Below are 12,375 nucleotides of genomic sequence, written 5' to 3' on the forward strand. Positions count from 1 at the left end.
ATAGCCGAAAAAAAACCTTACAGCCATCATGACTGTAAGGTTTAATTAAAAATTAAGTGTATTTCGTCTAAAATTATCCTTCGTGACGTCTTGGAGAACGAGAACGACCTTGTCCACCTTCACGACGTCCACCTTCACGGCGTCCACCCTCTCGACGGCTACTGCTACTGCGACGCTCTCCACTGCGAGCATTGTCACGACGTCCTCCACCAAAGCTACGGTTTCCGCGGCCACGATCACCGCCACCACGATTATTGCTAGAACGTTCACGACGCATTGGTAATGGACGTTCTTCTGTGATTGTTACTGGTGTATCGTCTGGCTCTCTTGTTAATGAACGTAGAGCAGCTGCAACAACATCGACTGCATCATGATTCTCTAGTAATTCTGCTGCAAATGTGCGGTAATCACCTAAATTGTTATTAGCAATAAGACCTTCCAGAGTTTCCACTGCTAAACGTTGTTGACCTTCTAATGCTTCATCCGTTGTTGGTGGGCGAAGAGGTGTCATACGTTTTTTCGTAGTTTCTTCTACAATACGTAAGTAGCCCATTTCACGTGGTGTTACAAATGTTACAGCAAGACCTGATTTACCGGCACGACCTGTACGTCCAATACGGTGCACATATGATTCAGGATCTTGAGGAATATCAAAGTTATAAACATGTGTTACACCAGAAATATCAAGTCCACGAGCGGCTACATCAGTCGCAACAAGGATATCGATTTTATTTTCTTTAAACTGACGTAATACTGAGATACGCTTCGCTTGGCTTAAATCACCATGAATACCTTCAGCTAAATAGCCACGAATAGATAGGGCCTGTGCAAGCTCATCTACACGACGTTTTGTACGACCAAATATAATAGCTAGCTCTGGTTGGTGTACATTTAATAAACGAGATAAAACATCAAATTTTTCACGTTCAGCAGACTTAACAAAATATTGATCAATGTTATCAACAGTTAATTCTTTTGCTTTAATTTTTACAATCTCTGGATCACGCATAAATGTTTCTGCAATTTTACGGATTGCTGGTGGCATTGTTGCTGAGAAAAGTAATGTTTGGCGCTCAGAAGGTACGTTTTCTAAGATTGAATTAATATCATCGATAAAGCCCATGTTTAACATTTCATCTGCTTCATCCAATACTAATGTTTGAACATCTTCTAATTTTAACGTACGACGATTTATATGATCAATAATACGACCTGGCGTACCAACAATGATTTGAGGTTTATTTTTCAGTGCACGTATTTGACGACCAATTTCTTGACCACCGTATACTGATAATAATTTTACGCGTTTGTCATAGCCAATTTTATAAAGCTCTTCTGAAACTTGAATCGCTAACTCACGAGTTGGAGCAATGACTAATGCTTGAATATTAGGGTTTTTTGGATCGATTTTTTCAATTAGTGGAATCCCGAAAGCGGCAGTTTTACCAGTACCTGTTTGTGCTTGACCTAATACATCACGGCCTTCAATTGCAAAACGAATAGTACCTTCTTGGATTGGTGTTGCTTCTTCAAATCCCATACGCTTTACTGAGCGTAATGTAGATTCGCTAATATTTAATTCTGAAAAATTTGTCAAACTTCTCAATCTCCTTTTTTTCCTTTTAAGTTGACAAATGGTTACATTTTCAGATGAAGTTGTCGGCAAATTCGAGCCTGTGTAGTGGAACGTTTCCGTTACTTAAAAATTTTCTCTACATGATAGTCCATATAGAGCTCTCTTATATGAAAAGGAAAGCCCGGTCTTTACCGAGCGGTTCGATTCTGTCGTAATTTTTCACTTTAGAATAAAACCGTTGTGTTCAAAAAAAAGTACTCTTCAACCAAATATGAAGAGTCTTCGCACAAAATGTATCCATTGCTTATACTAGTCTAACATGGCTTTAAATCCTATGCAACGATAACGCATGAGTCGTAATAATCTGACTACTTTATTTGTCTTTCAAAAACATTAAAACCTGTGGAAACCATTTAGAGCAATCTTCCTCAAAACATATATGATGCTTGCCATTATCAGAAAAATACAAGAATTTGTCTATAGAGGCTAATTCATCAAAAAGAAATTGAGCCGTATGATAAGGCACTATCCCATCCAACTTCCCCTGCACAATATATACAGGAGTTTGAATATGTCGATAATACGGCTCCACCATTCTTACCAGCTTCATAAATTCTACTGTTGAGACAAGCGGCACATTGTTAAACTTATGACGGTATCGTAGATAGAGTTCGTTATTAGTCAAATTATGGTGATAGGCTTCAGTAGTTAACATTTTAAAATCTTTGACTAGCTGTTTAGGGCTCACATACTTTGCAGCAGCACTTAGTAATACAAGCTTTTTCACTTTATAGCGTTTAGCTAAATATAACGCTATAATTCCTCCCATTGAAAAGCCAACAACGATTACCTCATCAACTTTTTTTGCCAACGATCGGAAAGCTAATTCGGCATCCATCAACCAGTGTTTCGCCTTAAAACCACTCATATGTAATTCTTCACCATGCCCAGACAATGTTGGCTCTTCAATTATCCAATCTGTATGTGAACGTAAATAACTTGTGAATGGCTTCACCTCGTATGGTCCACCTGAAAATCCATGAATACATAGTACACCTACTGACAACGTTCTCACCTCATTTAACAAAGATAAACCTACACAAATAAATCGGTGAGCGTTTCTCTCACCGATTCATTGCTACTATGACATAAATGCCTTTAAGATCGTCTCTAATTTCATACCACGTGAGCCTTTAAGTAAAACAATAGATGATTCATTCGCTTGTTCTAGCTTTTCAATAATAGCCGTATAATCATCTTCTGTATACAATAAACGTTCCGCCTCAAAGCGCTTTTCTAATATTTTGTAAAGATATAGCATTCGAGGGCCAAACAAACAGACATAATCAATTTCATCCTCATTAATATGCTCAGCTAGGCCCTCATGGAAAATTCGCTCATTTGGTCCAAGCTCTAGCATATCTCCTAACACAAGCCATTTTTCAGGTCGAATAGTTGATGTAGCCATAAATTGAATGGCAGCTTTTACGGAGGTTGGTGCTGCATTATAGGCATCATTGATAAATAGAGCGCCATTCGTTCCTAGTATCTGTTGCATCCTCATATCTGTTAATACGACATGCTCTAAGGATGTACGTATTTGTTCATTGCTTAAACCAAGCTTATGAGAAATTAACATTGCCACAAGTGTATTTTTCACTTGATGCCTGCCAAGCACTGAAATAAAGAAATCACCCTCCATCATACCGTGTGTAGTGAAGTGGCTGCCATCAGCGTTAGCATGAATATTGTCTGCGTATAAAAGATTATTGGATTCTAATCCGAACGGCACTGACTGTAAGTGCTGTTCCTTTGCCACTAATTCTTGGAGCAAAGGTTCATCGCCATCATAGAATAATAGACCATCATTTTGCATTCCTTGAATAATTTCAAACTTTGCTTTTGCAATACCAGCACGAGACCCCAAATCCTGCATATGGGCCTCACCAATGTTGGTAATAACCGTCATATGTGGACGAGCGAGCTTCGATAAAAACTCAATTTCACCAAATCCACTCATGCCCATCTCAAGGACAGCCACATCTGTATCTTCATCAAGCTGTAAGATAGTAATGGGCAGGCCCAATTGATTATTAAAGTTCCCGATCGTTTTTTGTACTTTAAAGAATGGAGCTAGTGTTCCCGCTAATATATCCTTTGTTGATGTCTTACCATTTGAACCTGTAATGCCTATAAATTTTGCTTTATGTTCATTACGATATGCTCTAGCCATTTCTTGCAAAGCTAATTCTGGATCATCCACAAACAACAAAGGGTAACCTTCTGGTGGGTTCGGCTCATCCTTTTGCCAAAGAGAAGCTCCGGCACCTTTCTCAAATGCCTGCATTACAAACTTGTGCCCATTTGTATGCTCACCACGAAACGGAACAAATAGGTCTCCTTGTTGAATTGTTCTTGTATCAATAGAAATTCCTGACACAACAGTGTCACCAAAAGCCGCCATATCCTCATTTAACCATGCAGCTAATTGTTTTAAAGTTTTTTTCACGATAATCCCACTCAGTCTTTTTTATAGTGAAGCTGTTGTTTTTCTTCATAGCGCTCAATTGCTAGGGTAATTAAACGGTCGATCAGCTCTGGATAACTCACATTTGTATGCTGCCATAATAATGGATACATACTTACAGGTGTGAAACCTGGCATTGTGTTTACTTCATTAATGTAAACGTTGTTTTCAGCCGTTACAAAAAAATCCGCACGTACTAAGCCGCTACCATCTATAGCCTTAAATGCACGCTTTGCCAGTTCTTTTAAGCTTGCCACAGTTTCTACTGGAAGCTCAGCTGGAATAATAAGTGCTGTAGAACCGTCCTTGTATTTTGAATCATAATCATAAAAATCAGTAACGGGTTTAATTTCTCCTGGCACTGATACTTCAGGATAGTCATTTCCTAACACTGCCAGTTCAACCTCACGAGCGACAATTCCCTGTTCAACAACGATTTTACGATCATATTGCAAAGCAACCTCAATTGCTTTTACTAATTGCTCGCGATCTGTTGCCTTGCTAATCCCAACACTTGATCCTAAGTTTGCAGGCTTTACAAACATTGGCCAATTCAAGTTATTTTCACAGCGTTCAATGATTGCCTGTTGCTCATTCTTCCACTCACTACGAATAAAATACGTATAGGGCACTTGAGGTAATCCAGCAATTTCAAATAATTGCTTCATTACCACTTTATCCATTCCAGCAGAGGATGCTAATACACCATTTCCTACATATGGTAAATTTAGAACTTCAAGTAAACCTTGCACTGTTCCATCCTCACCATTCGTACCATGTAACAATGGGAAAATCACATCAAACTTTACCTCATTGCCACTTTTATCAATCAAAAAATCAGTGATATTATTTTCCAAAATTGTAGTATTATCACCAAATTGTAGTTCTTCTATTGCACTTACGGGTTTTTCTAAACGCTCTCCACGACGCCATTCCCCATCAGATGTAATGAAAATCGGATATACTTCATACTCCTCGAAATTCAAAGCTCCCGTGACTGCACGTGCTGTCGATAATGACACTTCGTGCTCCGCTGACTTTCCGCCGTATAATAAACCGATTCTTTTTTTCATTTTTGTGCCCTCCACATACTTCTTGAGTACTATTAGTTTATCATGAAACGTCTTGACAAATGACATAAAAATCTCACCGTATTTTTAACGGTGAGATTTTACGTATATTTCATCGATTATGCCCTGGCATCATTAGTTACTGCTATAGAATTATACAGGAACCATGCAATATGAATAATATCTACCAACATCCTATCTTCAGTTTATAGAAGTCATTGTTCTTTGATTGCGTCACCTTTTAAGATTAAAGAATATAGATTAATTCATCGTGCTCTGTTTTTAGAATCGTACTTAAGTCATCCCAAACTTCATCAGGAAAAGAATATTCAGATAGATTGCGAACTTCTATTCCATACGCTACTTTCGGTTTCTCAATTCGGTACAGAGATAGTAATGCTCCATCTTTCGCAAAGGATCGGTAAGAACGTAAAAAATCTGGTGATATAGCGGGTATACTCGCTTTTACTTTTCGACGCCAAAATCCAGTGCTGCGTTCCTTTTCACGAATTAAACTATTAAAAACATTGGCAACCAATAAATCCGAATCACTTAAATGACGAAAATAAATTTTCGTCATTTTCTCTAAGTCTGAAGAATAATAGACAAATCTATTTTGTAATTTATTAAAAAATGCTGACGTAATCGGTTCTTTCTTGTGACTTATGTAAAGCAATTCTCCTTGTTCCATCGGTGTTAAATGATCTAGCCTCTTCTCGTCCATAAAATCAATCCAGCATAATTCTTTAGATTCAGCAGATTTTTTAACAAAACGAGGAACATCTTCTTCTAATACATATTCAAATTGTGTATGCATATTAAAAGAACCGTCTTCATAGGAATGTTTTAATAACAGCAAGTGATGTAGTGGTTCAAGTGCAGCCACAAATTGCGAGAATTTTAACCCGCTAAATATAACAAATTTATCGACATCATTCATATGAACATAAATATGATACATAAAATCATCAGATGACTTTAATTTTTTAGCCACAACCATCACCCCATTCTTCACTACATTATAAGACTAAACATGATTTTTTTGAAACATTTTATGTTAATTGTCGTCACTACTATATACGCAGGCATAAAAGTAATTTTTGCGTTATAATTAGGAATGTTAAACATGCATTTGCATATAAAGTTTAGATTACTCAATGAGTTGACGTATTTGCTTAAAATTCCATTGACAATATTCAAAGCAAATTGCAAGCTTATCAATAGATATGAGCTATTCTTACACCACTGCTGGTTATTATTTTGCTTTCTTCTTTGACCAATTATAAACGAAATAGGGAGAATCGCATCACATTTACTCATATTGAGATACTATTTTAATTTTAGGTGGCTTTTATGGAAAATAAACGAAATTTCGCAAATCGTTTTGACTGGACACTTGCATTTATACTCTTCACTTTTCTAGTCATTAGTTTGTTAGCTATTGCATCTGCCCAAACCTCAGGACAATATGGCATTAACTACGTACCAAAACAAATGCAATGGTATGTGATCGGTGCAGTAATTATTGGTATAGTCATGTTTTTTGAGCCAGATCAATATAAAAAAATGTCATGGTATATGTATGGAGCAGGGATTGTCTTACTGGTACTGCTTATTTTTATGCCAGAGGGAGAAGGTCAAATCGGTGCACCCGTTAATGGTGCTAAAAGCTGGTATCATACGCCGATTGGAAATATTCAGCCTTCTGAGTTTATGAAAACTTTTTACATTTTAGCACTAGCTCGATTAATTAGTAAGCACCATGAAATTTATTCATTACGATCAATTAAAACAGACTTTTTGCTCCTAGGTAAAATCGCTATCACCCTAATCGTACCATTAGCTATTATTTTAAAGCAGCCTGATCTAGGCTCAGCACTTGTATTCTTTGCTATTACTGCCGCACTCATCATCGTAGCAGGTATTTCTTGGAAAATCATTCTACCAACATTTTTAGGTGGTATGGTAGCAGGCGGTACACTACTGTGGATGGCACTCTATATGCAAGACTTTTTAGAAAAAACATTTGGTTTTAAGGCTTATCAATTTGCTCGTATTTATTCTTGGCTAGACCCCTATTCCTATTCATCCAGCGATGGCTATCATTTAATTACCTCTTTAAATGCCATTGGATCAGGTGAAATTTTTGGTAAGGGATTTAGAAATCGTGAAGTATATGTAGCTGAAAACCATACCGATTTCATTTTTACCGTTATCGGTGAGGAATGGGGCTTTATTGGGGCTAGTATTGTTATTTGTATATTCTTCTTATTAATTTATCATTTAACAAAGACAACCCTTTTATTGAAAGATCCCTTCTCGACCTATGTATGTGCTGGGATTATTGCCATGATTACTTTCCACGTTTTCGAAAATATTGGTATGACTATTCAATTATTACCTATCACAGGTATTCCACTTCCATTCATTAGCTATGGAGGAAGTTCACTTATGGGGAATGCTTTAGCGATTGGGCTAGTCTTTAGTATGCGATTCCATTATCGAACATATATGTTTACCACCCATGATGAAGATGAATAACTATAGAAAAAGGGAAGTCTCGCGTATTGAGACCTCCCTTTTTCTATTGGAAACGAGTTAAGCTTGAACTTGCGGAGTTTGCGTTGGTGGTGTTAGCACTTTTAAAAGTTCTAGTCGAGACTTTGTTACAGTGGCTGTTACACCCAACTTAGATAAATTCGAAACAATCTTTTTCAAATCTACTTCTTTTGTCATACATTCCACCTCAATCTTTCCTCGATTTTATATAACGTTTTATTTACGAAAAAGTTTCATTTTTCTACGAGTATGATGTCTGACAAATTTATCATACCATTTAACTTACCATTAAAATTTTTCAATTTTGTTACATTGTAAATTTTTCACATCATCAAACTTTTCCATCAAACATATTTAAATTACCCAAAATGGCTACATTTTATTCAAAAATCAGAACATAGATTTAAAAAATCTTAAATTGCTTCATTATTTCTTTACTAAATTGTTCCACTTTATTCAAGCTTATCCTCCCCTATTGTTGTAATCGCAAGAACAAGAAGGGTAGAATATACATATTGAAATATCGTATGAAAGCAGGGAACTGTATGAAAAAGGCTATTTTACTATTGATGTCTGTTCAATTCCTAGTTTATCTAGGGTTCGGCATTATTATCCCCGTCTTGCCAGAGGTAATTGTACAGCAAAATTGGCATGATCTCCACGTAGGTGGTTTATTGACCGTCTATTCACTTGCAAGTTTTTTCACAGCACCGTTTTGGGGTATGCTATCCGATAAGGTAGGGCGAAAACAACTAATCCTTACTGGTCTAATTGGCTTTAGCCTTAGTTTTGTTATTTTTTCACTATTTATAGATAACCTAGCTATACTGTATGTTTCACGTATTATTGGTGGTTTATTTTCTGGTGCATTATATACAGCAGTAACAGGATTTATCGCCGATATGTCTAGTGAAGAGGATCGTAATAAGTATATGGGCTTTATGGGCATGTCCATTGGTCTTGGGTTTATTTTTGGTCCAGCAATCGGTGGAATGCTAGGCCATTATAGCTTGCAGCTACCGTTTACTGCATCAGCATCATTAATTGCACTATTATTTATTTATGCAAGTTTCGTCCTAAAAGAACCTAAAAAACGAAAAGATTCAAATAAACGTGCTATAGTGCCAAAAGGTGCTGCAACCATGCTACAATACCGTGTGCGCTATCTGTTTATGTTTTCTTTTTTAGTAACTTTTATGTTAGCGGGCGTTGAGGCTACATTTCAGCTATTTCAAATCGAAAAAATTCACATTACGCCGTTACAAATTGGTTACTTGTTCATGTTTAGTGGCTTTGTCGATGCAGCTATTCAAGGAGGGGTCGTTCGACGCATAAAAAATGGAAGTGAAACGACATGGTTAATTGGCGCACAAATTGTAACTGCTATCGGCATGCTTTTATTTACATTGACAGCTAATCTTTTTATCGCCGGGCTTGCCCTTTGTGTCTTTACAGCAGGTAATGCACTTGCAAGAACATGTGTTGTATCACTCTCCTCTAAAGAATCTGGAGGGCAATATGGAACTGCCGCTGGACTGTCCTATTCAATGGATAACTTAGGACGTATTCTCGGTCCACTATTTTTCACATGGTTATTTACCGTACAAGCAAGTCTTGGTTATTATATTTCCGCTGCAATAGCCATTCTTTCTATAAGCCTAATCTATATATATAAGGCATCTCGTAAATCATTGCGCCATCCATAAAATATAGTAGGTTGCATTTTATGGATACCAAACGTTGAGTCAGTAATCGGAGAAACATCCTATTCTATTAGAGAATTACTAATTAAACCATGCGGATTATCCCTATCTATCAAAGGGATAATCCTTTTCCATGCCATCTAGCCATTTCATATCTTCTTTCCGCATTTGAAGTAGGCTATACTAGGTATGTTATTAACAATACAAAGGCAGGTGTAGGAATGAGCATTTTTACAGATATAGAATATTTAGTTCCTTTAACTTTGTTTTTTAATATTTTATTAGCCATGACCATCATTTTCTTAGAACGTAAAGATGCTACCTCTACATGGGCATGGATTCTCGTTTTATTTTTCCTGCCATTAGCTGGATTTATTTTGTACTTATTACTTGGAAGACAATTACGAAGAAAGCATCTATTCCGTTGGGAAGGACGCAAGGACATCGGGATTGATAATCTGATTACCTATCAGATGGAAGCGATTCGTGATGAAACGTTTGAGTTTCGTATTGCTAATGCAGAAAATTATCAAGAGATGATTTATATGCACCTCCGAACAAACAATGCAGTATTAACACAGGACAACCATCTGGATATTTTTGATGATGGTGCCAATAAGTTCGAGCAGCTTCTTAAAGACATTGAAGCAGCTAAAGATCACATTCACATCCAGTATTATATTTTCAGACTTGATGACTTAGGTACACGTATCGTCAATGCATTGATAAAAAAGGCAAAGCAAGGTGTTAAGGTACGTCTTCTCTATGATGAAATGGGATCACGTAATGTTAAAAGACGCCATTTCAAAGAGTTACTGCATGCTGGTGGCGAAGTAGAAGTTTTCTTCCCATCCATTTTGCCACTTCTTAACCCTCGTTTAAATTTTAGAAATCATCGAAAAATCGTTGTCATTGATGGTCGAATTGGCTATATCGGTGGTTTTAACGTCGGTGATGAGTATTTAGGTTTACAAAAAAAGTTTGGTTATTGGCGAGATACACACTTACGTATTGAGGGTAGTGCCGTACATCCTTTGCAAACACGCTTTTTACTCGACTGGAACCAAGCTAGTGCTCAACAAAAAATGGGCTACTCGGATCGTTACTTCCCTGCCATCCCGAAAAAAGGTGATGTGGGTTTACAGATTGTTTCAAGTGGACCAGACTCAGACTGGGAGCAAATAAAGATCGGTTACTTAAAGCTTATTAATATGGCTCAAAAATATATTTATATTCAAACACCTTATTTCATCCCAGATGTTAGTTTTTTAGACGCCATTAAAATTGCCACCTTGTCGGGCATTGATGTACGTATTATGATTCCTAACAAGCCTGATCACATGTTTGTATATTGGGCTACTTATTCTTATGTCGGTCAATTACTACGTGCTGGAGCCAAAGTCTATATCTATGAAAAGGGCTTTATCCATGCTAAAGCTATTATTATTGATGACGAGGCTTCCTCTGTCGGAACAGCGAATATTGATGTACGAAGTTTTAGTCTGAATTTTGAAGTCAATGCCTTCATATATGATGCAAATATATCGCACCAATTGGCAGAACTGTTTGAGAAGGATATTTTTGATTGTACGGAATTAACATGGGAAATGTATAAAAACCGTTCAACACTGATTAAATTTAAAGAATCTATTTCCCGTCTATTAACACCCATTTTATAAAAATAAAAAGGAAGAGAGCCTGTTCACAGAATGGCTTCTCTTCCTATTATTATTTTACGCCTAAATATTCTTCCAACGTAATGTTTTTCTTCGTTATCTCTTTTGCAATCTCTTTGCCCACATAACGATAGTGCCATGACTCATACATATAACCTGTTATTTCTTCTTTGTTTTGAGGGAAACGCAAAATAAAGCCATACTCCTGTGCATGTGCAAATAGCCATTGCCCTGCTGGAGTTTCCCCAAACGCTTCTGTCAGCCACACATCTTCTTTTCCACGCTCTCCTATATCAAACGCTAAGCCTGTTTGATGTTCTGAGTAGCCAGGACGAGCACTATATCGATCTGCTGCTGCCTGTCCATCACGTTTAACATAATTATCATAAAGTGTTGTTTGATATTCAAAAGATCGGTAGCCACTAAATGCAACTAAATCAAATCCTTGTTGCTTGGCAGCGGCTAACATTTGATTTAACGCTTCTCGTGCTTCTGGATTTTCTTCAGGTGCAAAGGTAGATGGAAGCGGATAAATTTTATTAGCTAACAGAATACCATTGATATAAGTTGGTTCCGTAGGTAATGTTTGATTTGGAAGATACCCATTTTCGTCTGGTTGTTGCTCTGGCTTTGCAGGTGTTTCAGTATTGTCTGGTTTCTCTATTGCAGTAGAATCTTGTTCAGTTGTTTTGTTTGTTTCTGTTGTTTTTGACTGCTCATCAGATGCACTATTTACTTGATTATTTTTATAGTTATAGACTACAAAAATTGCTACGATTAACGCGATAGATATGAAAGCACCAACGATAAGCGGAAGACGATTGTTTTTCACTCTGTATACCCCTTTTAAAATATCAGGTATCTAAAAGGATGTTTTAAAGCATTTCACCTTGAAAATACCTATTTTATTGTATTACTAGTTATAATCTTATTTTAGCACTGTTCACATTTTCAGGTGTAAATTTCCTACGTAAATATTCAATTAATCTGTTAGAACGATGACAAATACTACTATAGATGCAATTGCAAAAAAAATTGCCATATACTGCATCCATTTTGCTTCTTTTATATAACCTTGCTCTTTAAAGCTTTTTGCTCTAAACCCATTTGATAGGGCAAACATGACCGTCATTGCAAGTACGGCAAAATTAAACTTCCCCATAATAATAAATACAAGTGCTGCAATACTAAAAATTGCAACAAGAATAGATGATAGCCATTTTTTGCTCATCTTGCTGTCCTCCTAAAAAAATCGAGGCAACAA

General features: G+C 36.8%; 11 protein-coding genes. 3 read left to right on the plus strand and 8 right to left on the minus strand.

Annotated features, from left to right (window positions below; all coding sequences use genetic code 11):
- Positions 1-73: 73 nt before the first annotated feature.
- From cshA to JIN86_RS14365, 5 genes are all read right to left on the minus strand, one after another.
- Positions 74-1,597 carry a degradosome RNA helicase CshA gene (gene cshA, locus JIN86_RS14345; RefSeq protein WP_004232027.1) on the minus strand — a complete coding sequence of 508 codons (1,524 nt, stop codon included), beginning with the start codon at positions 1,595-1,597 and terminating at the stop codon, positions 74-76.
- Between the two features lie 352 nt (positions 1,598-1,949).
- On the minus strand, positions 1,950-2,642 hold the full coding sequence (locus tag JIN86_RS14350) for an alpha/beta hydrolase (RefSeq protein WP_004232026.1): 693 nt from the start codon (positions 2,640-2,642) through the stop codon (positions 1,950-1,952).
- A 75-nt stretch (positions 2,643-2,717) separates the two neighbouring features.
- On the minus strand, positions 2,718-4,085 hold the full coding sequence (locus JIN86_RS14355) for a UDP-N-acetylmuramoyl-tripeptide--D-alanyl-D-alanine ligase (RefSeq protein ID WP_004232025.1): 1,368 nt from the start codon (positions 4,083-4,085) through the stop codon (positions 2,718-2,720).
- A gap of 11 nt (positions 4,086-4,096) precedes the next feature.
- The gene (locus JIN86_RS14360; RefSeq protein WP_004232024.1) at positions 4,097-5,176 is read right to left on the minus strand and encodes a D-alanine--D-alanine ligase; all 1,080 of its coding nucleotides are present in this window, start codon (positions 5,174-5,176) and stop codon (positions 4,097-4,099) included.
- A gap of 244 nt (positions 5,177-5,420) precedes the next feature.
- Positions 5,421-6,173: a hypothetical protein gene (locus JIN86_RS14365; protein WP_004232022.1), complete on the minus strand. Its 753-nt coding sequence runs from the start codon at positions 6,171-6,173 to the stop codon at positions 5,421-5,423.
- A 353-nt stretch (positions 6,174-6,526) separates the two neighbouring features.
- Between JIN86_RS14365 and JIN86_RS14370 the strand changes: the two genes are divergently transcribed.
- Positions 6,527-7,714, plus strand: coding sequence for an FtsW/RodA/SpoVE family cell cycle protein (locus tag JIN86_RS14370; RefSeq protein WP_004232020.1), 1,188 nt, complete (start codon positions 6,527-6,529; stop codon positions 7,712-7,714).
- A gap of 57 nt (positions 7,715-7,771) precedes the next feature.
- On the opposite strand, the gene JIN86_RS14375 is transcribed toward JIN86_RS14370, so the two are convergent.
- Entirely contained in the window at positions 7,772-7,909 is a 138-nt protein-coding gene (locus tag JIN86_RS14375; protein ID WP_004232019.1) for an Lmo0850 family protein, read from the minus strand.
- Positions 7,910-8,277: 368 nt separating this feature from the next.
- Here JIN86_RS14375 and JIN86_RS14380 point away from each other — a divergent pair, with 368 nt between their 5' ends.
- Entirely contained in the window at positions 8,278-9,438 is a 1,161-nt protein-coding gene (locus JIN86_RS14380; protein WP_004232017.1) for an MFS transporter, read from the plus strand.
- 218 nt (positions 9,439-9,656) lie between these two features.
- Positions 9,657-11,114: a cardiolipin synthase gene (cls, locus tag JIN86_RS14385; protein WP_202342249.1), complete on the plus strand. Its 1,458-nt coding sequence runs from the start codon at positions 9,657-9,659 to the stop codon at positions 11,112-11,114.
- 49 nt (positions 11,115-11,163) lie between these two features.
- On the opposite strand, the gene JIN86_RS14390 is transcribed toward cls, so the two are convergent.
- A complete protein-coding gene (locus JIN86_RS14390; protein ID WP_004232013.1) occupies positions 11,164-11,943 on the minus strand; it encodes a M15 family metallopeptidase in 780 nt (259 codons plus the stop codon).
- A gap of 150 nt (positions 11,944-12,093) precedes the next feature.
- Positions 12,094-12,342 carry a hypothetical protein gene (locus tag JIN86_RS14395; protein WP_004232012.1) on the minus strand — a complete coding sequence of 83 codons (249 nt, stop codon included), beginning with the start codon at positions 12,340-12,342 and terminating at the stop codon, positions 12,094-12,096.
- Positions 12,343-12,375 lie beyond the last annotated feature (33 nt).

The organism is Lysinibacillus sp. HST-98 (assembly GCF_016757845.1).
GTDB lineage: Bacteria > Bacillota > Bacilli > Bacillales_A > Planococcaceae > Lysinibacillus > Lysinibacillus capsici.

Excerpts from the sequence above, each read along its gene's own strand:
- JIN86_RS14360 (WP_004232024.1), bottom strand. The coding sequence starts at position 5,176 with ATGAAAAAAAGAATCGGTTTATTATACGGCGGAAAGTCAGCGGAGCAC.
- JIN86_RS14365 (WP_004232022.1), bottom strand. The coding sequence starts at position 6,173 with ATGGTTGTGGCTAAAAAATTAAAGTCATCTGATGATTTTATGTATCAT.
- JIN86_RS14370 (WP_004232020.1), top strand. The coding sequence starts at position 6,527 with ATGGAAAATAAACGAAATTTCGCAAATCGTTTTGACTGGACACTTGCA.
- JIN86_RS14375 (WP_004232019.1), bottom strand. The coding sequence starts at position 7,909 with ATGACAAAAGAAGTAGATTTGAAAAAGATTGTTTCGAATTTATCTAAG.
- JIN86_RS14380 (WP_004232017.1), top strand. The coding sequence starts at position 8,278 with ATGAAAAAGGCTATTTTACTATTGATGTCTGTTCAATTCCTAGTTTAT.
- cls (WP_202342249.1), top strand. The coding sequence starts at position 9,657 with ATGAGCATTTTTACAGATATAGAATATTTAGTTCCTTTAACTTTGTTT.
- JIN86_RS14395 (WP_004232012.1), bottom strand. The coding sequence starts at position 12,342 with ATGAGCAAAAAATGGCTATCATCTATTCTTGTTGCAATTTTTAGTATT.